This window comes from Clostridioides sp. ES-S-0054-01, assembly GCA_021561035.1.
Classification (GTDB): Bacteria; Bacillota; Clostridia; order Peptostreptococcales; family Peptostreptococcaceae; genus Clostridioides.
The window spans coordinates 1,495,460-1,519,994 of sequence record CP067346.1 but is presented as its reverse complement, the minus strand read 5'-3'; the positions used below and the strand labels follow the sequence as shown (position 1 = coordinate 1,519,994).

Here is a 24,535-nt window from a genome sequence, read left to right as displayed (position 1 = left end):
TTACTTAACATTTGAATATATCTCTATTTTAATCCTTATCTAGATACTTGGATTGAAATCTCGGTCATATAATTATCTTCATTACTTTCACAAAAAAAGTCAAGTATACTCTCTTCATATGAATTTCCAATAATTTTATATTCGTTCTCATATATATATTTTTTCAGTTTTTCATAGGATTTATATGAATCTTCATATTTTCCAATATGCTTTATACACGCATACATTCCCTCTGGCTTTATATATAACTTTTTATCCTTTATTTTTTTATCTATTTTCAAATAAAAACTTGATATGCTTAAATAGTCTCCATTTTTTATATTTTCATTGCTTACTATTACTCCCAACTCATATCCTTGATACAAATTTTTTGATTTACAATAATTGGTGAAATCTATTAATTCCATCATAAAATCATTATTACTCATATTACTCAAATCGCTTGATAAAACTAAGTATTCTTCAAGTCTTTTGGATATATAAATTTCTTCACTATCCATCTTAGAAATTCCTTCGACTGTTATATTTATTCTATTTTGCATCTTAGAACTTATCTTTCTTAATTTTCTAATTTTTTCTCTTATCTTTTTTTCTTCTTCTCTAAGCATTTTCACACAAAGTTGAGGACTTCTATTTTGTATATACTCTTTTATTTCCTCTAGACTCATTCCTATTTCTCTTAATGATTGTAATATATCTAATGTATCATATTGATAAACAGAGTAATATCTATAATTATTTTTATCTTTATATTCAGGAGAAAAAATACCTATTTTATCATAAAAAATTAATGTCTGTTTAGATATTCCACACAATTTGGCAAATTCACCTGTAGTAAAATACTGTTTTTCCAAAGTTTATCCACTCCTTATCGTCTTGTTGCCTATATAGTTACTATATTCTTTATTATTGACTAAATCAAGTAATTCTTATTTAATAAAATCAATATATTTTTAATTTTAAAGGTTAAATGTCATTTAAATCTTCATCATGTAATTTTGAGATTAGTTCTGTTAAAGTATTATTATTTAAATCACTAAAAAGTTTTAAAGCTTCTGGTTTTGTTAATCTTGTCAGCCACAATTTCTTATATTTTTTCTTTTCAAATAAAAATTTATCCAGTTTTACAATTATGGTAACCAGTTTTACATATCCACTTGTAAAGTATATCTAAGCAATATATTATACTATATAGATTTATGAATGAAATAATATCTGCTATTTACCGAATATTTTTATTTTTCGTTTTTTAGGGGGATTAGTTGTGTTTAAAGATAAGATTGATGAATGTGTTCACATAATGACTGCATATATTGCTAGTTTAAAAGAATACTATTCATTCATAGAAACTCAAATTGGTGATTTTATTAAAAAATATGGAGAAGATGTTGTAGAATTATGTCTCCATAGAGTAATGATTCTACTGTGCGAATGTGGTTTGGCATAAAATTAAATACATTAAAGCTGGGTAAGAAGAATATTATGTAAAACTCTTCTTATCCACTTTAATATACATAATTAATTTAGTCTAAATAAGTCTGTTATAAAATCAAGCTATAATTATAATAAGAAATAGGCTAATAAATCAAAATTTTTTATAATGCAACATAAATATGAAGAAAAAGAATGTAGTAAAATGATTGTTGATAACCATTAGAATCATAATAATTGTATGTATTTCAGTAATGACAATCAGCATGTGGAATTATAACATGGTTGATGAGAAAGAACCAACAATTGTAAATGACCCATTACATATGAAAATGGCAATGCTAATGGAAAAGGACTATTGATATTAGTAGCAATTGAATTTGGTTAATTTATTTATAATATACATAAATTTAAATATTACGAATAAAGTATTATAAATAGGATACTTTCTAAAGGGAGGAAATTATGATAGATAATCAAAAATATGTTATTTTATCACTAGAATTACATTTATTTTTTTCAAGAATTATGAAAGAGCACGCTCTTTTTTTAGAAGCAGGATTTACAAATAAAGATTATAATCTTGCTATGGAAGCTGACCACTACAAAAAACAGTTTGAAGACTTATTATCATACACTGTTAGTGCTAGTAATGGTATAGTTAGACCTGATATATTATATTCAGAAGAAATTGTAACTACTCTCACATTAGGTGCAGAACAAAAAACAGAAGAACTTACAGGGATAGAAATAAATCAAAATATAACTACAAGAGAATTAAATCTACAAAGTGGTGTAGACCCACAAGTTGGTCAAGACTTAGTAAATTACGTAGCTCAGCTTAACTCTGATGCAATAAGACTGCTTGATGGTCTTATTAATTTAAAAGAAAGAGTCTTAGATGGAGTACTATCATGTAATCTATTTACCTCAAACTATCCTCTACTTCTTGAGCACCTAATACATGAAGCAAACTTATACCGTTCTTATGTAATTGACCTCGAAAATAAAATAGACATTGACTCAAAAAATGCTAAAGAAATAGAATTATTCTGGGACCATATTATGATGGAACATGCTCTATTTATGAGAGGATTACTAGACCCATCTGAAGGTGAACTGATAAATACTTCAAATGAGTTTGCTATGAAATTCAATGAATTAATTAAAAAAGCAAATGAAATGATTGATACTAATATCGAAAGTATTACAGAAGAAACTCTAAATGAAACTGTTGAATTTAAAGATTTTAAAGAAGCAGGAGCATCAGGAATAGAACAATGTAAGATAAAATCTATAATATTACCTCTTTTAGCAGACCATGTTTTAAGAGAGGCTAATCATTATATTAGAATACTAGAAAGCTATAGAAATATGTAATTAAAAAATATTTTCAAAATAACTTTTATATATTTAAGTAAAGGTACATCTAAATTGTACCTTTACTTTTTATAATTATATAAAATTTAAGTATTTATTAAAAACTAACAATAACTCTTATACTAAATACATATTTATGTTATAACTATATTGTAACTATTTTCATAATTTTAGGAAAATATTAATGATAAAATTGGTTTCGTAAATCGTATAGGTTTAGTTAATATAATAGTTACAATTTTAAAATTTAAATACGGGAGTGATTTTAGCATGATAAGACAAACACCATTAGAAAAACGATACGACAAGTTAGGCCCTCATATTGTTACATCTCTTAAAAAACGTTATTTTGATGCTTATTACTGTAAAACTAGAAATGAGGCTTTGCAACAAGTTTTAGATTTAATTCCTCAAAATCATGTAGTATCGTGGGGAGGCTCTGAAACCCTTAAAGAATTGGGGATACAAACTGCTATTAGAGAAAAAGGGGTTAGAGTTATTGATAGAGATTTAGCAAAAACTCCAGAAGAAAGAATAGAAATTATGCGTCAAGCACTTCTATGCGATACTTTTTTGATGAGTAGTAATGCAATTAGTGAAGATGGACAACTCTTTAATATTGATGGAAATGGTAATCGTGTAGCTGCAATGATATTTGGTCCAAAGAATGTTATTGTTGTAGCTGGTATGAATAAAATTGTAAAAAATATTGATGATGCAATGCAAAGAACTAGAACAGTTGCATCTCCAGCAGTTGTTCAACGTTTTCAAGATGTCAATACTCCTTGTTATATTAATGGAAGCTGTATAGATTGTACAAGCCCTGAAAGCATTTGTGCATATATGGTTACCACAAGAATTAGCCGTCCAGCAAAAAAAATAAAAGTAATATTAGTAGGAGAAAATCTTGGTCTATAAAATATACATATATGTAAACAGTTCTATAAATAATAAAATCATATAAAATAACTTATCCTTAAAAGTGGTAGAATAAAATTTTCTATAAAACTTTTATTCTACCACTTTCATATTCTTTTGAATTTACCTTTCTATTTTTGATTCTAATTTATTTACATCTTTATTATTCAATACCTTAATTTTCATATTTTTTCTATTATTCATCAAGTTGTTTGTAGTAATCTTTATTGTAGTTAGCTAAATAATCTATACCACCTCCAGTAATTACATTTAACAATTTCATTGTAGATTCTTGATTAACTTTACAAGCATAATTATCATCAGATTTAACCAACTCTAATGTAATATTAAATTCTTTTTTATTTGCAGAATCAATGTCTTTCATAGTTGGATTTGGCATCATCTCTCCTAATTTAGGAGGATTCTTTTTTAGTATAGAAACCATATCAGTATTGTTAACTTTCAAATCTACAATCACTTTATCCTTATTCTTCTTTATATCTGAAATTTCCCACGTCATATTTTTACAGTACATTTTAAAGCCTTCTTTATCGTCATATATAAAATTGCCTAAACCTGATTTTGGGAAATACTTATCTACATTATCTAAATCTTGTGTCTTTATTGCATTAAACATATTGTCTACTTCACTTTTTATCTCATTGTCACTAGTACATCCAATTAATACCAATGCTGACATTGCAAGCATTATAATACACATAGTAAATTTCTTCATTAAATTATCTCTCCCTACTTTTATATCTTTTTTTATAAATATTCTTATCTTTCGAAAAAGTCGTAGTTATTGCATTGTGTGGACAAACTTTTATACATTCACCACATCTGATACAATCCAAACTATTTAAATCTTTATATACTGGTATATCAAATTTACACTTTGCTTGGCATTCTGTGCAATTCGTACATTTATATTTATCAATTTTAAATCTATATATTGAAATAGGATTAAAAAAGCTATAAATTGCTCCTAAAGGGCATATATACCTGCAAAATGGTCTATAAATCATGATTGACATCAACAATATCAATAACAAAATACTTAACTTCCAGCTAAATAAAAATCCTATTGATTCTCTTAAATTCTCATTTTCTAAAATAAGTGGTATTCCTCCCAAAAGTGTACCTGAAGGACAAATCCACTTGCAAAACCAAGGGTTTCCACCTCCTGCTACGTTTACAACAGTAATTGGCAGAATAATTACAAACATTATTAAGACTATATACTTTAGATATTTTAAATATTTATCACCATAAACTTTTTTTATCTTTACTGGAAATGGTATTTTATATAGGAAATCTTGAAAAAGTCCAAAAGGACAAAGCCAACCACAAACAAATCTACCAAAAATAGCACCAAATGCCATAAAAAAACCAACAACATAAAATGAGAATTTATACTCTCTACTTGATAGAACTGCTTGTAATGAACCTATTGGACATGCTCCAAGTGCACCTGGGCATGAATAACAATTCAATCCAGGAACACACAATTTTTTACTTTCTCCTCCATAGATAGTTCCTTCTAAAAATCCATTTACATATCCATTTGTCAATGCTGTAAATGCAACCTGAACAATAAGTCTTATATTATTGTTTATCTTAGATAATAACTTCATACCTTTTCTCCTAACCAATACCAATACATTCAAGACAAATCATAATTGCTTTAGTTAATACTATATTTGTTTCTCCACGATATACACCTAATACAATAAATAGAATACTAACTATAATGATAGAAATGCCCTTTTTATTATCTTTAATAAAGTTACTCATTGCTTTTTACCATTTTTAGTCTTTCATCTATAATTTTTTTCCACTCTTCCTTGCTATTTGCACCTGTGACTTTTTCACCTACAAAGTTTCCTTTCTTGTCTACAAAATAGCTTGTTGGAAACCCTACAATTCTCTTAAAATCAGTTTTTTTAAGCTCTTCAGATACAGTTAATTGTTGATAAGTAACACCTGACTTTTTCATAATATCTTTAACTAAGTTTTTCTCTTCATCTGAAAGACCAGTTTTAATATCAGTTCCTTCAACTTCCACAACTAACCCTTTTATAGCTACATTTGAATTATTACTTTCATATTCTTTTGATAAGGTCTCAAGTTCTGGCATTTCACCTACACATGGTCCACACCAAGTAGTCCAAACATTAATAAGGGTAAGTTCTTTACTTGAAAACATATCTTTTGTTACCTTATTTCCATCAACATCCTCCGTCTCTAAATTATTAAACCATTCACTATTATCTTTGTTTTTTTCTACTGCCTTAGATTCTTCTTTGGTACAACCAGAAATCATACCTAAAACAAAAACACATCCTAAAATTAATATAAAAAACCTTTTCATATCTCACACTCCTATAATCTATATAGTACATAAAATCTCTGATTGAAATAAAAGTAACTTATCTTCTATATTAAAATCATTATAGTTAATAAATAAGAGCCAGTTTAAAGCGAATTGTATAAAAGATATACTGTTACTAAAATATATTTCTCTGCAGACAAAATCTTATATTAATATGATAGATTGTAAATCTTAAGATTATATACATATATTTCTAAAGATTTTCTTAAGAAACAGTTAGATTTTGTTAATACAATATATCTATTTTTACTAATATAAGTTTATTAATTAGAATTATACAAATTCATTTTGATATGATTTTTTGTTGCTTTAAAGCCATTTATCTTATAGATAAAGTTTTTCTTGACTATATAGTAACTATATAGCTTATTATATATAGAGAGTAATAAAAGGAGGTAAAATTTATGGAAAATTTATTTACAAGAAAATTCACTACTTTTGAATTTCTAAAATTTGTTTCTCCTGCAATTATATCCATGATATTTATATCTTTATACACAATAATAGATGGCATCTTTGTATCAACATTAGTTGGTTCAGATGCTCTTGCTAGTATAAATATTGTACTACCTATAATTAACCTTGTTTGTGGATTTGGAATAATGATGGCAACTGGTGGAGGAGCTATCGTTTCTATACGTATGGGTGAAAATAGACAGGATGAAGCCAACTCTACATTTTCTTTTATAGTTTTGTTTTCATTGATTGTTGGGATTTTATTCACAGTAATCTCATATTTCTTCATCAAGGAAATATCTATTTTACTTGGTGCAACAGATAAGTTATTACCATATTGTATAACGTATGGTAAAGTTATGATTTTATGTACACCATTTTATATTTTAAAATTTATATTTGAATACTTTGCAAGAACTGATGGAAATTCTAAATTTAGTTTATTTCTATCAGTTATTGGTGGAATAACAAATATAATATTAGATTATGTGTTTATTAAATATTTTGGAATGGGTCTTTTAGGAGCCGCAGTTGCAACTGCTATAGGTATTATTTTAACTTGTGTTTTAGGTATTATTTACTTCATATCCAGTAAGTCTACACTAAAACTAAGAAAGCCAAAAACTGATTTTAGGCTTATAAGAGATACTATGATAAATGGTTCTTCTGAGATGGTTACAGAGTTGTCTACAGGAATTACAACATTCTTATTTAATATAGTAGCTTTAAGATTAGCAGGAGAAAATGGACTTGCTGCTCTTACCATAGTATTATATGCTCATTTTTTAATGACATCAGTCTATCTAGGATTTGCTGCTGGAGTATCTCCATTAATAAGCTACAATTTTGGTGCTGAAAATAGTGATAAGTTAAAAGAAACATTTAAACATTCTCTAAAATTTATATTTGTTTCTTCTCTTTTAGTGTTCGTTGTTGCTTTAGTTTTTGCACCATTTATTGTTAGAGTTTTTGTAAATCCAGATAACACAGTATTTAAGTTAGCCTTACAGGGATTAAAAATATTTGCATTTGCTTTTTTATTTGTTGGCATAAATATATTTGCATCAGGATTTTTTACGGCATTTCACAATGGAAAAATTTCAGCTATTATATCTTTTAGTCGTGCCTTTGTTTTTATAATCATAGGAATCATAACTCTTCCTCCTATGTTGAACCTGACTGGATTATGGCTTACAGTTCCATTTGCTGAAGTTCTAACCATATTTATATCTATTCTATTTATAAAAAAATATAAAAGTAGATATAAATATTAAAAATTAATATTTAAAATCAATATTTATTAAAAATAATAAACCTGCTTTAAAATACAAATTTATAAATTTGATTTTTGAGCAGGTTTTATTTTAGTTACAATAAGTCATTTGCATACTCTTTAATTGGTGCTTTTCTAAGTAATAAAATTATAAATATTATGCAAATAACTATAATTCCTACTTTTGTTCCTAATAAAATAAAAGGATTCTGAAATGAATAAATAATTTTTTCTAAGTACACAAGCATCTTATGCATATTTTTAGTTGCAAAATTAACTATATAAATTACCATTAATATCGGTAATCCTATCAATATAGTAATACTAGTAACTTTTCTAACTCTATATGTAAAAGCTCCAAGTAATACTCCTATAAGTCCTACACACATTTCATTTATACATATTTGCACAAAATAATTTAAATAAGTTAGTGCTATACTTGATGTTGAAGGCTCTATCAGTGCAGATATAGACGTCCAAATCATATCTCTCTTTAGTAAAACTGATAGGTCTATACTATAACCTGTCATAATTTCTATAAATAACTTTGATAAAAAAATCAAAACTATACCTAAAATAGAAATCACAAAGCTCAAAATAATTAAATCTATGACAATAGCTTTTATACAACTTTTTCTATCTGCTCTTATACTTAAAGCTCCTGAAAAGTCTTTATTTGCTATATTTACTCCATACACAAATATCAGTATAGTTATATATGTTAAAATAGGATTCACAATTGTAGATAAATTATCTTTAGATGCTTCACCAAAAATTTTGAGGATAAACACTGGCAAAATGTTTATAACAATTCCCACAATCATAAATATAATTATATACAATTTAGTATTTTTATTAAAAAATTTTATATACGGCTTTAATTCATTCAATTACAATTCCTCCTTCTTAGTCATGTTAACAAACATATCTTGTAGCCCTATATATCCTACATCAATATTTGAATTTTTAAGTACTTTTTCATCATTTTCATTAAAATCACCATAGTAAAAATAAGCAACTGTATTTCCAAATGTCTTTTTAGGCTTTATATTTTTTATACACTCTAATTTTTCTAACTCTTCTTTATTTCCAGTAATATAATGAGCTTTTTGTTTTATAACATCAATTTCTTCATCTATAATAATTTTTCCATCATTTAATATTATTACATGCTCCAATAAATCATCTATTTCATCAATCAAATGAGTTGATATTATTATTGTTCTTGGATTTTTTATATAACTATCTAAAATTATGTTATAAAACTCTTGTCTATTTACTGCATCTAAACCAATTGTCGGTTCATCAAATATAGTGATAGCTGAATTAGAACAAATACCTATTATATTTGAAAGTATGGTTTTCATACCTCTCGATAATTGTTTATACTTTTTTTTAGTATTTAAATCAAAATATTTGCATAATTCTTCTTCTAAGCTCTTGTCGTAGCTTTTATAAAAACTAGAAGAAAATTCAAATACCTGACCTACTTTAAAATCTGGACTATAAAATTCTTTTTCCCTGACAATACAAACTTCTTCTAAAACTTTTATATCTTCTTTTAGGTTCTTTCCTAATATTTCTATCTCACCTTCGTTTTGAATTAACTGATTTACCATTATATTTAATAATGTTGTTTTTCCAGCTCCATTCTTACCTAATAAACCATATATTTTATTTTTTTCAAAGTTTAAAGACATATTATTAAAAACATTTTGTTTATTAAAACTATGATATAAATTTTCTATCTTAATAGAACTATTCATATATTAATCCTCCTTGAAATTAATTATAATATCAACTAATTCGTCTCTATTTATTTCTAATTTGTTAGCTTCTTGAAGTAGATTTCTTACAAAATTATGTTTAAAATTTTCTTTTCTGGCTTCTTTTATAATAGTTTTTGCACCATCTGATACAAACATCCCTATCCCCCTCTTCTTATATAAAATATTCTTATCAACCAATATATTTATACCCTTTAATACTGTAGCTGGATTAATTTTATAAAGCTTTGAAAGCTCGGTTGTTGATGGAACCTGTTCTTCTTCTTTTATTCCATCTGACAGTATCTCATCTTCAATTGCTCGTGCTATCTGAATAAATATGGGTTCTTCATTGTTTAGTACTAATTTCATAGGTTCCTCCTTTCCACATTAGTTAGTTACTCAACTAATTAACCATATAACTTATAATATCTTGAAAAATATTATCTGTCAATACTAAATAAAAAACAGAGGGAAAATTCCCTCTGTTTTTTATTCTTTAGATTTACAATTAAATTTTAGTCTTTGTAATCCTATGCATAAGTTAAAAACTTTAATAGTCTGTTGTATTCTCATTTTTTAATATTTTACATATTGAGCTAGTTCCTAGTCTTCCGGCTCCTGCCTCTATAAATTTCTCTGCATCAGAAATTGATTTAACGCCTCCTGCAGCCTTTATTTTTACATTTTTTCCAATATGCTCTTTCATAAGCTTTATATCTTCTAAAGTAGCTCCACCTGTTCCCATTCCAGTAGATGTTTTTATAAAGTCTGCACCTGACATTGTCACTATTTCACACATCTTTACTTTTTCACCTTCATCTAAATAACATGTCTCTATAATGACTTTTAATAATTTATCTCCTATAACTTTTTTTATTTCTCTTATCTCATTTTCTATATTATCGTAATCTTTATTTTTTATATCTGAAATATTTACAACCATATCAACTTCATCTGCTCCATTTTCAACAGCATCTTTTGCTTCAAATACTTTTGTTGCAGTAGTTTGGTATCCTAGAGGAAATCCTATCACTGTGCATATTTTTATTTTGCCTTTTAGATATTCTGATGCTCTTTTTACATATGATGGTGGTATACAAACTGATGCTACACTCATATTTACAGCTTCATCACATAAGATTTTAATATCTTCCCATGTAGTTGTAGCTTTTAAAATAGTATGGTCTACCGTTTTTAATATATGTTTCATAAAATCCTCCTAAGTGTATAATTAATATAATTAAATTACTTTTTTAAATGCAGTTTTCTTTTTGCAATATTTAGTATCATATCAACTTCTTCAACTTTAAAAATAGTCATTAGTAATGTATAAATTCCACCTCCAACTACAACTGAAATAGTTAATGATACAAATTCATTAAATGTTCCTACTCCCAAAATTTCAAATATAAATTTATACATAAAGTATGTTAAAACACCCATAATCAAAGATGCAACTAAAGATTTCAAAGTTGCTTTTATTATTTTATCTTGCCCAAAATATCCAACCTTCCTTTCTAGATTCAAGAAAAGTAACAATATACATGCAATTGATGATGAACTAGTTGCAAGTGCAAGACCACCATGAGCCATTGGTTTTATTAAAATCAAATCTAATACTATATTTACACCAACAGATATAATTCCATTTACCATAGGTGTTTTTGTATCTTGTAATGAATAAAAAACCTTTCCTAAAATATCTCTTAAACCAAATGCAGTCATCCCAACTGCATAAAAAATTAAGGCAGTTGCTGTCATTTGGGTTGCCCTAGCATCAAAAGCACCTCTCTCAAAAATGATTCTAACAACAGGAGTTGCAAAGAAAATAGAAGCAACTGAAATGGGAATCATGGAAATTATTATCATATTTATACTAGATTTAACTGAACTAGTAAATTTCTTTTGATTATTTTCTGCACTTAACTTTGATAGCATTGGATACATAACAGATACTATTGAAGCTGTAAATGTCCCTGTAACAAAGCCATTTAATCTATCTGCATAAGTAAGTGCTGGAATACTACCTTTCACTAATGTTGAGGCTAAGGTTGTATCCACCAATGAATTCACTTGATTAACAGCAACACCTATAAATACTGGTGAAAGTAATGCTAGTAATTTAATAAGGCTATCATCTTTAAAATTCAAGTAGTATAAGTATTTGTAGTTCGTTTTTCTAACAAAAAACATGTAAAAAAGTAGCTGAACTACAATAGCAAGCACAGCAGCAAGTGGAAGTGTGTATGGTCCAAATACAGTACTTAGCATTATTGAAATAATGATTATTATATTATAAGGTATACTCCCAAACCCAACTACAATAAAGTTCTCTTTAATTTGTAAAAATGCTGACATAACGCTAGTAATACCTATAAATATTATTCCTATTATTAATATTTTAGTAAACTTTACAGTAAGTAAAAACCTCTCTCCCTCAAACCCTATAGCAAATATACTTACAAGTTGCTTTGAGAAAATAACACCTAGTATAGCAACAACTATACATATACCAACTATTATATTTAAAACATTGTTTAAAAACTTTAGTGCTTGTTTTTCACCTTGTTTACTAATTATATCTTGATACATTGGAATAAAAGTAGTAACTATAGCAGTACCTATTGCTGCAAATATAATATTTGGTATATTCATAGCTGTCAAATAACTTTCTGTATATAAGCCTGTGCCATAAATTGATGATAGTACTAATTCTCTACCCATACCAAGAATTTTAGAGATTATAGTAACTATCATCAAATAAAAAGTTGCTTTAGCTACCTTGCTCATTTTATCACTCCACTTCTAACATACTTCTTTTTAATCAAGTAAAATTTAGTTCATTAGATATAATTCTATTAACTAATTTAACTTATTAGCCTTATAAAAGTATAATTAACACCTATTTCTTAATATATCACAAACTACATTATTCTTCATATTTTTTTGTTTCTACAATAATTTCTGCATCCTTATAATACAAATTCTACATATTCAATTATATTTAAAAAAATGGAGTTGTCACTTAATATTTGTAAAACCAATAATATCTAAAATTAATAATATAAAATAAACTTTATCATCTTTTTTAAATTATATTCTAACATATTTTGTCCATATTGAGAAATTTTACTAAACTATTATTTCCAATAATTCTATTTTTAGATACATCACTTAAAATGACAGCACACTCATAAAATATAAGTGTGCTGTTTATATATAACATATTTAAAAATATCAATAAAAATTCTTTAATTGTTTTAACTTACTTGGATGTCTTAATTTTCTTATTGCTTTAGCTTCTATTTGTCTTATTCGTTCTCTAGTAACACCAAATACCTTCCCAATCTGTTCTAGTGTTTTAGGGTCATCATCATCAATTCCAAATCTCATTCTTAAAACTTTCTGTTCTTGCTCTCCAAGACCTGTAAGCAATTCTTCTATTTTTTCTTTTAAATTATGTTGTTCAACTTCATGTATTACAACATCCTTAAAATCAGCGTCTGATGGTATAAATTCAACTAAACTACTATCCTCATCTTCTTTTAATGGAGTATCCAAAGATACAACATTTTTATCTCGTCTTAATAATTCCAATACTTTGTCAACTTCTAGACCACATGCATCAGCAATCTCATCTACAGTTGGCTCTCTCAATAATAAATTTAAAAGTTCTTGTTTCTTTTTCTTTACAAAATTTATTCTCTGATGAAGATGTATAGGTATCCTAATAGTATTTTCGCAATCATCAATATATCTTGTTATACTTTGTTTTATCCACCAAGTTGCATAAGTGCTAAATTTGTATCCTTTTTTATAATCGTACTTTTCTACAGCTTTTATAAGTCCTATATTCCCTGCTTGAATTAAATCTAACATATCAATACTGTCTCTTTTATACCTCTTTGCTATACTCACTACCAACCTATAATTTGAATTTATAAATTTTTCCTTTGCTACTGAAGATGAGTTGATTATTTCCTTAGCCAGCTCTACCTCTTCTCCTGCTGACAACATTTTGTATTCCTCGATTTCCTTTAAATACATTTTCATAGCATTTGATACATTTGATGAACCCACACAAATATAATTTTCATAATTATTTTCTTTTTTAGTATCCATAATCAAACCCCTTCTATTCATAGAATTTGCTAAAACAAAAATAAATAATTTAAATCTACATAATCTACAATTACATAATATCCCCTTCTTCAAATGAATTGTTTTGTATATTATGTATACAAAGTTATAAAAACTATACTTATAATATTATTCTACTTCTAACAGCAATATCCTCCTTATATATATAATTTATTTTATTATATCTTGTTATATTCTTAGTTTTTAGAATGATATATGTCTAAAAAAAGACTGTTTACTAAACAGTCTTTTTTAATATATATGCTCGATATTTAATTTTCATGATGATTACATCCACATCCACAATTTTCATCGTGGTGATGATGCTCTTCTAAATCTTTTATCTGTTGTTCCATTTCATTAAACTCTTTTACCATTATATCATAAGTTGGAAGAGCTGCCTCCGTATCGTATTCTTCACCTCTCCAATCAGCGTACATCATAGCATCTCCATTAGTTAAAACCAGTCTACCTGACATAGTTATATTATCCACTTCTTCTAAAAATTCTATTTGTTTTTGTAAAACTTCCCCTTCTAACTCCACATCTTCATCTAAACATTGCACTATCATCACAGGTGCATAATAATCTTCTTCATCTTTAACATTTACAACAATATCTAAAATTCCTTCTGCACCTTCTTCAAATTCTGCCAACTCAACATTTGTATCAATCATATCCTGAGGTACTAATAAATCTTCTATTAAATATTTTATTACTCTATCTTTTACTAATTCCTTTGACATTTATTTTTCTCCTTCCGACTCTATAACATTATCATAATCATTTCTATATTATAGTATACTACATTAATTGTTTTTTCAATCTCTTATAAAAATTATTTTTTTATTATCTTCCTTATATTCCCTTTTTTATTACAAAGTTGTAATCGCATTGATTTAAAAAATAGTTTATATTTAGTATAATAGAAATGTAGCACATATTTTTATTCAATGTATTATAAAAAATAGATTGAAAATGTAATGTATGTTAAATCTAGGAGGAATATTATGAAGTTTAAAAAACAAATTAGTTCTATTATTGTATCTACTATGCTTGTACTTGGAAGTATGAATCTTTCTTATGCAGACGGTACAAATGTAGTTACACTTGGAGCTAACTTATCAGAATCTCAAAAGCAACAAATGCTTAATTACTTTGGAGTAAAAAAAGACCAAGTCTTAGTTTTAGATGTAACAAATGCAGAAGAAAGACAATACTTACAAGGTGTTGCAACAGAAGGTCAACTTGGAAAAGTTACTATATCTTGTTCATATGTTGAACCTACTAAAAAAGGAAATGGAATTAATGTTAAAACAGCAAATTTAACTTGGGTAACTAGCTCAATGATTGCTTCAACACTTACAACAGCTGGTCTTGAAGATGCAAATGTTATTGCTGCTGCTCCATATCCTGTAAGTGGTACTGGTGCATTAACAGGAATCATGAAGGCATTTGAGGATGCTTCAGGAAAGAAACTTGATGAAACAAAGAAAGAAATTGCTTCTGAAGAATTGGTAGTTACAGGTGATTTAGGAGATGATATAGGTCAAGAAAAAGCAACAGGTGTAATGAATGATATAAAAACAGAAATTGTAAAGAATGGTACAAAGGATACCAATCAAATAGCAAATACAATAAATAATGTTGTAAATAATTACAATATTACTATTACACCAGAACAAAAAGAACAAATTGAAGGTGTAATGAAAAAAATAGCTGACCAAGATTATGATTATAATAACATGAAAAATACATTAGATAATGTATCTGATAATGTAAATGAGCAATTAAAGAAATTAGGTGAAAGTGTTAAGGGTTCTGGCATAATAGATACTATTGGTGGATGGTTTAGTGGAATAGGAGACTGGTTCTCTGGTTTATTCTCAGGTGGAGATAAAAAAGATTTAGGAATCTTAAATAACACTAATGATGAGTCTCTTGGCTCTAATGCTGTAATAAACTCTACAGAAGGTGTTCAAATAAATCCACAAAATAATAGTGATTCTAATAGTGATAGTGATACAGCTAACTCAGAAAATAACAATCAAAGTAATGACGAAAATAAAGATAGCTCTCAACCAAATGAAAATGACACAACAAATAATTCAGAAAATCAATCAAATAATAATGACTCAGCTGGTTTTTTTGAAAAAATAAAAAATTGGTTATCAAGCTTATTTTAGAAATTAAGCAAATAAAAAGAATTGCCTAAAATGGAAATTTTCTATAAAAGGCAATTCTCTTTATTTTTAATAAATTTTTATTACTCACTCATCTTTTTAGATTTTTCTATGCATGCACATATTGCTTTTATCACAGAAGCTCTAAAACCTTCTTCTTCAAGTACTTTAACTGCCTCTATAGTAGTTCCACCAGGTGAACATACCATATCTTTTAACTCACCAGGATGTTTTCCTGTCTCAAGTACCATTTTTGCAGAGCCCATAACTGCCTGTGATGCAAATTTATATGCTTGTTGTCGTGGCATTCCTGCAATTACTGCTGCATCTGCTATAGCTTCTATAAATAAAAATACATATGCTGGTGCAGAACCACTTGCACCAATTACAGCTTCTATGAGATATTCTGGCACTACCTCAGTATTTCCAAAAGAATTAAATATTTCTGTAACCGCTTCTAAATCTCCATCGTTTATATTTTTATTTATGGAAATGGAAGACATAGCTTCATTTATAAGAGCTGGAGTATTTGGCATAGTTCTAACTATTTTTTTATCTCCCCCTATAATTGACTCTATATCTTTTATAGATTTTCCTGCTGCTATTGTAACTATAATTTTATTGTCATCTATAAAGTCTTTTATGTCCTCTAAAATATCATCATATATATCTGGCTTAACAGCCACAATTACTATATCAGAGGTTCTAGTTACTTCCTTTGAATCTTTTGTAATATTTATTCCAAAATTTGCATGTATTCTATCAAGAGTTTCTTGACTATATGCTGATGCTATAACCATATTAGGTTCAACTAATCTTGAATTTACTATTCCCCCTATCATAGCACTTGCCATATTTCCTGCACCTATGAATCCAATTTTTCTCACTTTAGTACCTCCTTATTAACTGATAGGAATAGTTAAAATTTAAGCTTCTTTAACTGCATCAGATTTCTCAAATGGATTTGGAATACTTACAACCAAAATTTTCACTAATTTATTAGTATAGTTAACCCAATTATGATTGTTCTTTTCACTATTATAATGTATTGTGTCCCCTGGATACATGTCTATTTGCTCATCCCCCAAAAACACTGTAAGAGTACCCTCTAATACATATACAAACTCCTCACCATTATGTACGTAACAACAAATTTCCTCACTGCTCTTACTTGGAAGAATCTCAATTAATCTTGGTAGCATTGTTTTTTCCTTTAAACTAGATGATAAATGATAATGTATAAATGTTGAATTTTCTACATCAAATACCTCTTTCTCATAACTTCTTAATACAGCTCTTTTATGCTCTTTTGGTTTCATAAAAAAATAAGTTAATTCTACATCTAGTACACTTGCTATTTTTCCTAAGGAATCTGTTGCTACACTTGTTAATCCTCTTTCAAGTTGTGATAAAAAACCAATTGATAGGTTTGTTTTTTCACTCATATCTTTCAGTGTCATTTGCTTTTGAGTTCTAAGTTGCTTTATTTTTGCTCCTATATCCTTATTCAAAACCATCACCCCTAAATAATTTTAATTTTTTCATAATATAAATACAAAAATATAAATATAGGTATTGACCTATCTTTATTTCATATTTTTAAACTTTTATAAGTATTACTATAATTTATTAATATTTTTTTGTCTATATTTTAAGATTATTTACGATTTATTTTTCACATATTTTTATTTACTTTTACCAACTAAATATACACTTTTTATAAGCATTTATTCTCTATATAATAAAATTTAAATTATTTATATGAATTAATATATTATTAAAATCATTTATAATAACATATTAATCCTATTAATATACTTTAATCTAATCAATATATCTAAATTATATTCTATATGTTGCATTTTTCTTTCGCTTTAATTATTAGAAATTCAAATTATTATCTTATTATTTCTACACATTCTTACATACTTTAGTACAATTATAACATAATTTTACAATTTAATGACATCTATTCAATGTCTTTTTTTACTCTGAAACATATTTTATTTTAGAGTTTAATATTATATATATTTTTTAGATACAGTCTTATCAATTTTTAGATTGTCAAGAATTATTGAAGTGCTTTACATATATTTAAATTTCATCTTCTAATTTCTCATTTAACAGGAATTGCTTATGATAAAAAATATGATAATATCTCAATAATATTTTCTTAAATATATCTATATTCTAAATATAATTTCTTTTTTTGTCAAAATTTCTTCATTCTTTAATAATTAATTTATTACTTATAAAATAAACTAATTATCTATACAAATTTTATTATTTTTAATAAAAGGCAAAAAAAAATTAATTTTTATAGCTCATTTCGCCAAAATATATCTTTATTTATATTAGCAAAATAATTATATATTTATTAAGAATATATTTGTAATTCTATAAGGTTATTTTTATTAAACTAAAAATTCTACAAAAAAATAAGATATATATCTATAAAACACTTTCCTATAGATACATATCTCAGCTATATCAAAATTTATTCTATATAAAAACGCCATAAAAAATCTTTTGCTTCTTCTGCATAATCTATATTTATACGCTTACTAGTTTTTATATCTAACTCATCTTTACTAAATACTTTTTTTCCTTCATCATTGTAATAAAAATCACTTATATATAATTCTTCACCCATTATACTCTTGCTATTTAGACTTCTATCTATTTTTAAAGCCTTACAAAGTTTTCCTGGTCCATTAGTAATATTTTTTATTTGATATTTACTCAACTCACTATAGGCTTTATTGTATCTATTTATAGATATCTCATCTAGAGAAGTTATAGGCTCTACTCCTCTTATCAACACACATTCTGGTACATTTTCTACATTTGCTGATAAATTTAAGCAGTTATACATACCATAAATTAAATAAACATATATATGTCCACCATCTAAATATAATGGCTTAGTTCTATCTGTTTTTTTATCACCATATACATGTGCTCCTTTGTCGTTTACACCCATATATGCTTCTGTCTCTATGATTTTAGTAACAATTACTTTATGTTCATATTTCCTTATTAAATATTTGCCTAATATTGATTTGGCTAAATCAATTCCATTTTTCCTAAAAAAATCCTTTTCCAAAATTTCACCTCCTAAAATTTATTTGCAATGAATTAAATACAGCTAAAGTAATAAATAAAACTAACTCTTATTAATCTGATATACATACAATAAATTCCAACATTTATTATTTATATATATCAAAAAATTCTATCTCAAATTTTTCGATATTATCATTGTAATCTGAATTGTCATATACTTCTTCAACAACTTCTTTAATTGGGAATATAATTTTTACATCAGTTCCTTCTCCTACCTTACTATCTATGTAAATCTTGCCATTTTGAATTTCAATCAACGACTTTGTAAGGCACAGCCCTATACCACTTCCAAATTCATTTGATATCCCACTGTTTTCAATTTGTTTAAATCGATTAAATATATCATTTAATTTTTCTTTGTCTATACCTACTCCAGTATCTTTTATAATTATCTCTACAGTTTCCTCCTTTTTATATATACCGACAAGAATTTCTCCCCCTTCTAAAGTAAATTTTATAGCATTTGATAATATATTTAGTATTATTCTTTCTATAGATTCTGGGTCAAGCCCTACCAGTACAGTTTCTTCATCCGTATCAAAAATCAAATCTATTCCTTTAGACTTAGCATAACTACTAATAGATGCAACTATTCTTTCTGTTATGTCAATAATATCAAAATTAACTGCTTTAATCTTGTATATATCTGACTTAACTTGAGAAATATTTATTATATTATCTATTAATCTCAATAATCTAAACATATTTTGTTTGGTTATTTTTATATGTTCTTTTAGTATATCCTGAAAATCAATTATTTTTCCTTTTTTATAAAGATTTTCAACAAGTTGAACTGAACTATATATATTATTTAAAGGTGTCTTAAGTTCATGAGATATATTAGCATAAAACTCCATCTTCATTTGGTCATACTGTCTTTGTTTTATTAATGCTTTCTTAAGTCTTTCAGACTCTCTTTGCACACTTAAATCCTTAATAATTCTCACTCTACTTCTTTTTTGTCCAAAGTACAATGTTCTTGATATCATTTTTACTTCTTTGATATGATTATTTTCATTTACTATATGGATACTCTTATCTCTTTCTCCTATATTTAAATTGTTTATGTATTTTTTTACTAATACATTTCTATATTTTTGTGTTGTAGCTCCTAATACATCACTAGAAATTCCGAACAACTCTCTGAAGGCTCTATTCGTATATAGAACTCTTGATGTACTTAAATCTTCAAGAAAAATAGCCTCTGGTATAGCATCCAGTAATTTTTCGTATATTATTTTTTGTTCGTTTACTGTTCTAAGGATATTTATCTCTTTAGTTATATCTCTAAATGTAAGCAATTTAAATAGTTTATTATCTGACCAATAGTCTCCAACTCTAACTTCTTCAACATGTTCTTCACCTTCTGAATCAGACATCACAAAATTAACTATACAATTTGCTGTGTCATTGTAACTTACTATTTCAGCTTTCTTTTCTTGTGTTAGATTTAATCTTTTAAATTCCCTATTATCAAAAAAGTCTATGTTAAAAGTTTCAAAATATTGTTCTAATGTCATATCTACTAAATCACTTGAAATACATTTAAAACTTTTTTCATATTTCTTATTTATACTTATTACCTTATTCTTCTTTATACCACCTTCAGCACTTCTTACAAGTATAGGAGATGGAATATTTAGTATAATGTTTTTATAATCTTTATTTATATTTCTTATTTCTTCGTCTAGTTTGATTTCATTTGTAATATCATTTAAACTTATTAAGTAATTGCTTTCGTCTTTATTATTACTTAAACTTAATAAATAGATTTTGTCATTTAATTCTACTAGTTTATCAATTATACTTATATCATTGTCAAATTTCTTTAATTTTTCAGCAACTTTTTCATCATCTTTTATAAAAGTTAATATTTTATAATAATTTTTCATGTCTTTTGAAAATTCATCTTTAAATTTATTATTTGTGTAACTTATATTAAAATCATAATCTGTTACTATCCATACATTTGGTATTGTATCAAGAGCTTGTCTAAGTAGCTCTTTTCTCTGGTCTATGTAGTTTTTTAATGTTCGTTGTATAATCATATCCTTTTCTATTGCTAAATTTATCTTTCCTAATTGCTCTGACTTTTTACTTAATTTTTTATTTATTGAATCAAGCTCATAATATGGATATACTACTCTATTACTAAGACTGTATACATATACATAATACGTATGGTTACATAATAATAAATATATTACTCCTATTAATCTATCTGAATCTACTATACTAATCTTAGAAATTGCTACAAATCCTATAATAGTTATAAAAAAAACAAAGTACGCTAAATCTTTTATCAACTTATAGTGCTCAATCTTACTATCAAGTTTATTCAACAAATATAACAAATTAAACAAAGATATGGCAACATTAATTAATACAATAATCATATTCCAGTTAATATTACTAAAAATATTTCTTATACAGTAATCTAATATCACAAAAGCACTATAAAAAATTAGTACTGGGCTTATTCTTAATTTTTTCACTTTAGAAATGGTTAAGTATATAAAAGTAGACATATTAATTATACTCAAATTTAGCAACACAATTTGGTATTTTTGAATTTTTAAATTCACTACTCCTAAAATACTTACAAAAACTAATACAAGACATCCTACTTTCAATATATTTATAAATTCATCTGTTTTAAAGCTACTTATATAAACTATAGAATATCCAAATATCCAAAGTAAAATTATTCTATACATATTTATAGAAACTGTATACAAATTTATATTTAAAAGTGCAATAACCAAAAATACCCCATTAGCTATTATATAGACCTTATTCTTACTTAAAGTTCCTTTAGATTCCATATTCCCCACCACTTCTTCATTTTTATATAGTTTTACCTATAAATATGTTACCACAATTCTTCCAAAAAATTTGTCACTTTCTAGTTATAAAAAAAAATGAGTAAACATTTTTAATTTTACTCATTTTATAGATTTTGTGTATTCAATTTAGAATGCTGGAACTATACTTCCTTTATATTCCTCTTGTATAAATTTTTTAACTTCTTTACTATTCATAGCCTCCGATAAAGCTTTAATCTTATCACTATCTTTATTATTTTCTCTACAAGCTATTATATTTACATATGGAGAATCACTTGATTCTATTATTATTGCATCCTTAGTAGGATTTAGGTTAGCTGTTAAAGCGTAATTAGAATTTATTACTGCTCCGTCAACATCTTTTAATACTGTTGGTAATTGTTCTGCATTCATTTCTTTTATTTGTATATTTTTAGGATTTTTAGTTATATCTTTTTTAGTTATAAGTTCTCCATCTTTTGCTTCTATTAATTTATTTTTTACTAATAATTTAAGTGCTCTAGCTCCATTAGTTGCATCATTTGGCACAGCTATAACAGCTCCATCTTTTATTTCATCTAATGACTTAACTTTTTCTGAATAGAATCCCATTGGCTCTATATGAACTTTAGATGTATACGTAAGTTTATATCCTTTCTCCTTCACAGTTTCCTCTAAAAATGGAATATGTTGAAAGAAGTTAGCATCCAAAGACCCTTCATCTAAAGATGTATTTGGAAGTACATAATCGTTAAATACTTTTACTTCTAAATCATATCCTTTTTCTTTTAACAAAGGTTTTGCAACTTCCAATATCTTTGCATGTGGATTTGACGAAGCTCCTACTAGTATTTTTTTATCCTCTTTGTTTGAACATCCTACTGCTGATATTGCTATTGCTGACACCAATGCTACTGACAATAATTTCTTTAATTTCATTTTTTACTTCCCCCTCTTTAAAATGTTTATGATTAAGTTATTTTAGTTTCTTATAAGCCAGATTTCCTACTCCTTGGATTATCTGAACTAATATTACAAGTGCTATTACTGTATACACCATTACTGCTGTATCAAATCTTTGATATCCATAAATAAGTGCTATATTACCTAGTCCTCCAGCTCCTACTGCACCTGCCATAGCTGTATAACCAAGTATAGATATTATTGATAATGTAATTCCAGATACTATTGAAGGCATAGCTTCCTTTATCATAACCTTAAAAACTATTTGTCTTTTTGTAGCTCCAAAAGATTTTGCTGCTTCTATCAATCCTTTATCAACTTCATTTAATGAGCTTTCTATAATTCTAGCAATAAATGGTGCTGCACCAATAGTTATTGGCACTATTGCAGCAGTTTCTCCTATACTTGTTCCAACGATTAATCTAGTGATTGGAATCATTGCAACTATAAGTATCATAAATGGGAAACTTCTAAATATATTTACTATAAATCCTAAAGCACTATTTATTGTGCTATTTGGTTTTAATCCATCTGGTTTTGTAACTACTAATATGATTGCTAATATAAACCCTAATATTGTTGCCACTATAGTTGGTACTATAACCATATACAAAGTTTGTAACAATGCACTTGGAAATAGTGTTGTTAAAAAATCAATTAAACTATTCATTTATCATTTCCTCCCATCTTATGCCCTTACTAGTCAGATATTGTTTTACTTGCTCTCCACTTTTATCTGAAATGTTTATAATAAGTGAGCCTAGAATATCATCTTTAAATTGTTCTAATTTACCAAATATTATAGACACATCTATATTTAGTTCTCTTGCCATAGTCGTAATAATAGCTTCATTAGAAATATCTTTAGGGAATAGTATTTTTATATTTGTTCCCTTTGGTAATATTATACTTTCTTCACCTATTAATTTTCTAAGTCCTTTAGTATTTCTTAAGAATATTTCTTCTGTATCTCCTACCTCTAAAACTTCTCCATTTTCCATTATTGCTACTCTTCCACAAATCTGCTTTATAACCTCCATTTGATGAGTTACAACTATTATTGTTATTCCCAAATTTTTATTTATATCTTCAAGCAACGAAAGAATTGATTTTGTAGTATTTGGGTCTAATGCTGAAGTTGCTTCGTCACAAAGAAGCACCTGTGGATTTAGTGCTAAAGCTCTAGCAATTGCAACTCTTTGTTTTTGACCACCACTTAGATTTCTAGGCTTATCATTTTTCTTTTCAGATATTCCAACTACTTCTAATAACTCTAGAACTCTTTTTTTGATTTCTGCCTTTGAATATCCAAAACATTCTAATGGCAATGCTACATTATCAAATACAGTTTTTCTTTCAAGCAATGAAAAGTGTTGAAAAATCATTCCTAACTCTTTTCTTAAATCTCTCATTTGCTTTTCACTCAATGCCTTTACTTCCTTACCAGAAACAAGTACATTACCTTCTTGATATTCTTCTAATCCATTTATACATCTAAGTAGTGTTGATTTTCCTGCACCACTATGACCTATTATTCCAAAAATTTCTCCAGATTCTATTTCAATACTTACATCTTTAAGCACTTGAATCTTTCCATAATACTTATTAACATTTTTTATGCTAATCATAAAATTTCCTCCCATATATTCTGCTTAGTTTTTATGTTTATCCTCGCT

25 protein-coding genes are annotated in these 24,535 nt (G+C 26.6%); 6 read left to right on the top strand and 19 right to left on the bottom strand.

Annotation, left to right across the window (positions count from 1 at the left end; translation table 11 throughout):
* Positions 1-35: 35 nt before the first annotated feature.
* Positions 36-854 (bottom strand): MerR family transcriptional regulator, encoded by an 819-nt coding sequence (locus JJC02_07340; protein UDN55974.1) that lies wholly within the window; start codon positions 852-854, stop codon positions 36-38.
* A gap of 410 nt (positions 855-1,264) precedes the next feature.
* On the opposite strand from JJC02_07340, the gene JJC02_07335 reads away from it, so the two are divergent.
* The 4 genes from JJC02_07335 (at position 1,265) to JJC02_07320 (ending at position 3,729) form a co-directional block, all read left to right on the top strand.
* Positions 1,265-1,447: a hypothetical protein gene (locus JJC02_07335; protein UDN55973.1), complete on the top strand. Its 183-nt coding sequence runs from the start codon at positions 1,265-1,267 to the stop codon at positions 1,445-1,447.
* Positions 1,448-1,640: 193 nt separating this feature from the next.
* The gene (locus tag JJC02_07330) at positions 1,641-1,793 is read left to right on the top strand and encodes a hypothetical protein (GenBank protein ID UDN55972.1); all 153 of its coding nucleotides are present in this window, start codon (positions 1,641-1,643) and stop codon (positions 1,791-1,793) included.
* A gap of 103 nt (positions 1,794-1,896) precedes the next feature.
* Positions 1,897-2,811 (top strand): DUF2935 domain-containing protein, encoded by a 915-nt coding sequence (locus JJC02_07325; protein ID UDN55971.1) that lies wholly within the window; start codon positions 1,897-1,899, stop codon positions 2,809-2,811.
* 270 nt (positions 2,812-3,081) lie between these two features.
* Positions 3,082-3,729, top strand: a complete 648-nt coding sequence (locus tag JJC02_07320) for a lactate utilization protein (protein UDN55970.1) — start codon at positions 3,082-3,084, stop codon at positions 3,727-3,729.
* A 196-nt stretch (positions 3,730-3,925) separates the two neighbouring features.
* Here JJC02_07320 and JJC02_07315 read toward each other — a convergent pair whose 3' ends face one another.
* The 4 genes from JJC02_07315 to JJC02_07300 are packed head-to-tail and all read right to left on the bottom strand — an operon-like array spanning position 3,926 to position 6,103.
* Positions 3,926-4,465: a hypothetical protein gene (locus JJC02_07315; GenBank protein UDN55969.1), complete on the bottom strand. Its 540-nt coding sequence runs from the start codon at positions 4,463-4,465 to the stop codon at positions 3,926-3,928.
* A gap of 4 nt (positions 4,466-4,469) precedes the next feature.
* On the bottom strand, positions 4,470-5,366 hold the full coding sequence (locus JJC02_07310; GenBank protein ID UDN55968.1) for a 4Fe-4S binding protein: 897 nt from the start codon (positions 5,364-5,366) through the stop codon (positions 4,470-4,472).
* Positions 5,367-5,376: 10 nt separating this feature from the next.
* The gene (locus JJC02_07305; protein UDN55967.1) at positions 5,377-5,526 is read right to left on the bottom strand and encodes a hypothetical protein; all 150 of its coding nucleotides are present in this window, start codon (positions 5,524-5,526) and stop codon (positions 5,377-5,379) included.
* Positions 5,519-6,103 carry a TlpA family protein disulfide reductase gene (locus JJC02_07300; GenBank protein ID UDN55966.1) on the bottom strand — a complete coding sequence of 195 codons (585 nt, stop codon included), beginning with the start codon at positions 6,101-6,103 and terminating at the stop codon, positions 5,519-5,521. The genes JJC02_07305 and JJC02_07300 overlap by 8 nt, the downstream gene beginning before the upstream one ends.
* Before the next feature lie 425 nt (positions 6,104-6,528).
* Between JJC02_07300 and cdeA the strand changes: the two genes are divergently transcribed.
* The gene (cdeA, locus tag JJC02_07295) at positions 6,529-7,854 is read left to right on the top strand and encodes a multidrug efflux MATE transporter CdeA (GenBank protein ID UDN55965.1); all 1,326 of its coding nucleotides are present in this window, start codon (positions 6,529-6,531) and stop codon (positions 7,852-7,854) included.
* Positions 7,855-7,948: 94 nt separating this feature from the next.
* Here cdeA and JJC02_07290 read toward each other — a convergent pair whose 3' ends face one another.
* From JJC02_07290 to JJC02_07260, 7 genes are all read right to left on the bottom strand, one after another.
* Positions 7,949-8,743, bottom strand: a complete 795-nt coding sequence (locus JJC02_07290) for an ABC transporter permease (protein UDN55964.1) — start codon at positions 8,741-8,743, stop codon at positions 7,949-7,951.
* Complete coding sequence (locus tag JJC02_07285; GenBank protein ID UDN55963.1) at positions 8,744-9,619, bottom strand: ABC transporter ATP-binding protein; 876 nt, start codon at positions 9,617-9,619, stop codon at positions 8,744-8,746.
* A 3-nt stretch (positions 9,620-9,622) separates the two neighbouring features.
* Positions 9,623-9,991: a GntR family transcriptional regulator gene (locus JJC02_07280; GenBank protein ID UDN55962.1), complete on the bottom strand. Its 369-nt coding sequence runs from the start codon at positions 9,989-9,991 to the stop codon at positions 9,623-9,625.
* 181 nt (positions 9,992-10,172) lie between these two features.
* Complete coding sequence (deoC, locus tag JJC02_07275) at positions 10,173-10,832, bottom strand: deoxyribose-phosphate aldolase (protein UDN55961.1); 660 nt, start codon at positions 10,830-10,832, stop codon at positions 10,173-10,175.
* Positions 10,833-10,867: 35 nt separating this feature from the next.
* Entirely contained in the window at positions 10,868-12,412 is a 1,545-nt protein-coding gene (murJ, locus tag JJC02_07270) for a murein biosynthesis integral membrane protein MurJ (GenBank protein UDN55960.1), read from the bottom strand.
* Between the two features lie 447 nt (positions 12,413-12,859).
* Complete coding sequence (locus tag JJC02_07265; GenBank protein ID UDN55959.1) at positions 12,860-13,744, bottom strand: sigma-70 family RNA polymerase sigma factor; 885 nt, start codon at positions 13,742-13,744, stop codon at positions 12,860-12,862.
* A 290-nt stretch (positions 13,745-14,034) separates the two neighbouring features.
* Positions 14,035-14,508 (bottom strand): type I restriction enzyme HsdR N-terminal domain-containing protein, encoded by a 474-nt coding sequence (locus JJC02_07260; GenBank protein UDN55958.1) that lies wholly within the window; start codon positions 14,506-14,508, stop codon positions 14,035-14,037.
* A gap of 264 nt (positions 14,509-14,772) precedes the next feature.
* Here JJC02_07260 and JJC02_07255 point away from each other — a divergent pair, with 264 nt between their 5' ends.
* Complete coding sequence (locus JJC02_07255; protein UDN55957.1) at positions 14,773-15,948, top strand: DUF1002 domain-containing protein; 1,176 nt, start codon at positions 14,773-14,775, stop codon at positions 15,946-15,948.
* 80 nt (positions 15,949-16,028) lie between these two features.
* On the opposite strand, the gene proC is transcribed toward JJC02_07255, so the two are convergent.
* From proC to JJC02_07220, 7 genes are all read right to left on the bottom strand, one after another.
* A complete protein-coding gene (gene proC / locus JJC02_07250; GenBank protein UDN55956.1) occupies positions 16,029-16,832 on the bottom strand; it encodes a pyrroline-5-carboxylate reductase in 804 nt (267 codons plus the stop codon).
* Positions 16,833-16,871: 39 nt separating this feature from the next.
* Entirely contained in the window at positions 16,872-17,456 is a 585-nt protein-coding gene (locus JJC02_07245) for a helix-turn-helix transcriptional regulator (protein ID UDN55955.1), read from the bottom strand.
* 986 nt (positions 17,457-18,442) lie between these two features.
* Positions 18,443-19,051, bottom strand: coding sequence for a DNA-3-methyladenine glycosylase (locus JJC02_07240; GenBank protein ID UDN55954.1), 609 nt, complete (start codon positions 19,049-19,051; stop codon positions 18,443-18,445).
* Positions 19,052-19,157: 106 nt separating this feature from the next.
* Positions 19,158-21,896 (bottom strand): PAS domain-containing sensor histidine kinase, encoded by a 2,739-nt coding sequence (locus tag JJC02_07235; protein ID UDN55953.1) that lies wholly within the window; start codon positions 21,894-21,896, stop codon positions 19,158-19,160.
* Between the two features lie 147 nt (positions 21,897-22,043).
* Positions 22,044-22,835 carry a MetQ/NlpA family ABC transporter substrate-binding protein gene (locus JJC02_07230; protein ID UDN55952.1) on the bottom strand — a complete coding sequence of 264 codons (792 nt, stop codon included), beginning with the start codon at positions 22,833-22,835 and terminating at the stop codon, positions 22,044-22,046.
* A gap of 37 nt (positions 22,836-22,872) precedes the next feature.
* Positions 22,873-23,529, bottom strand: a complete 657-nt coding sequence (locus JJC02_07225) for an ABC transporter permease (GenBank protein UDN55951.1) — start codon at positions 23,527-23,529, stop codon at positions 22,873-22,875.
* Complete coding sequence (locus JJC02_07220) at positions 23,522-24,487, bottom strand: methionine ABC transporter ATP-binding protein (protein ID UDN55950.1); 966 nt, start codon at positions 24,485-24,487, stop codon at positions 23,522-23,524. The genes JJC02_07225 and JJC02_07220 overlap by 8 nt, the downstream gene beginning before the upstream one ends.
* Positions 24,488-24,535 lie beyond the last annotated feature (48 nt).

Excerpts from the sequence above, each read along its gene's own strand:
- JJC02_07255 (UDN55957.1), top strand. The coding sequence starts at position 14,773 with ATGAAGTTTAAAAAACAAATTAGTTCTATTATTGTATCTACTATGCTT.
- JJC02_07260 (UDN55958.1), bottom strand. The coding sequence starts at position 14,508 with ATGTCAAAGGAATTAGTAAAAGATAGAGTAATAAAATATTTAATAGAA.
- deoC (UDN55961.1), bottom strand. The coding sequence starts at position 10,832 with ATGAAACATATATTAAAAACGGTAGACCATACTATTTTAAAAGCTACA.
- JJC02_07320 (UDN55970.1), top strand. The coding sequence starts at position 3,082 with ATGATAAGACAAACACCATTAGAAAAACGATACGACAAGTTAGGCCCT.
- JJC02_07325 (UDN55971.1), top strand. The coding sequence starts at position 1,897 with ATGATAGATAATCAAAAATATGTTATTTTATCACTAGAATTACATTTA.
- JJC02_07225 (UDN55951.1), bottom strand. The coding sequence starts at position 23,529 with ATGAATAGTTTAATTGATTTTTTAACAACACTATTTCCAAGTGCATTG.
- JJC02_07285 (UDN55963.1), bottom strand. The coding sequence starts at position 9,619 with ATGAATAGTTCTATTAAGATAGAAAATTTATATCATAGTTTTAATAAA.
- JJC02_07300 (UDN55966.1), bottom strand. The coding sequence starts at position 6,103 with ATGAAAAGGTTTTTTATATTAATTTTAGGATGTGTTTTTGTTTTAGGT.
- JJC02_07220 (UDN55950.1), bottom strand. The coding sequence starts at position 24,487 with ATGATTAGCATAAAAAATGTTAATAAGTATTATGGAAAGATTCAAGTG.
- JJC02_07310 (UDN55968.1), bottom strand. The coding sequence starts at position 5,366 with ATGAAGTTATTATCTAAGATAAACAATAATATAAGACTTATTGTTCAG.
- JJC02_07280 (UDN55962.1), bottom strand. The coding sequence starts at position 9,991 with ATGAAATTAGTACTAAACAATGAAGAACCCATATTTATTCAGATAGCA.
- murJ (UDN55960.1), bottom strand. The coding sequence starts at position 12,412 with ATGAGCAAGGTAGCTAAAGCAACTTTTTATTTGATGATAGTTACTATA.
- JJC02_07315 (UDN55969.1), bottom strand. The coding sequence starts at position 4,465 with ATGAAGAAATTTACTATGTGTATTATAATGCTTGCAATGTCAGCATTG.
- JJC02_07265 (UDN55959.1), bottom strand. The coding sequence starts at position 13,744 with ATGGATACTAAAAAAGAAAATAATTATGAAAATTATATTTGTGTGGGT.
- JJC02_07305 (UDN55967.1), bottom strand. The coding sequence starts at position 5,526 with ATGAGTAACTTTATTAAAGATAATAAAAAGGGCATTTCTATCATTATA.
- cdeA (UDN55965.1), top strand. The coding sequence starts at position 6,529 with ATGGAAAATTTATTTACAAGAAAATTCACTACTTTTGAATTTCTAAAA.
- JJC02_07230 (UDN55952.1), bottom strand. The coding sequence starts at position 22,835 with ATGAAATTAAAGAAATTATTGTCAGTAGCATTGGTGTCAGCAATAGCA.
- JJC02_07235 (UDN55953.1), bottom strand. The coding sequence starts at position 21,896 with ATGGAATCTAAAGGAACTTTAAGTAAGAATAAGGTCTATATAATAGCT.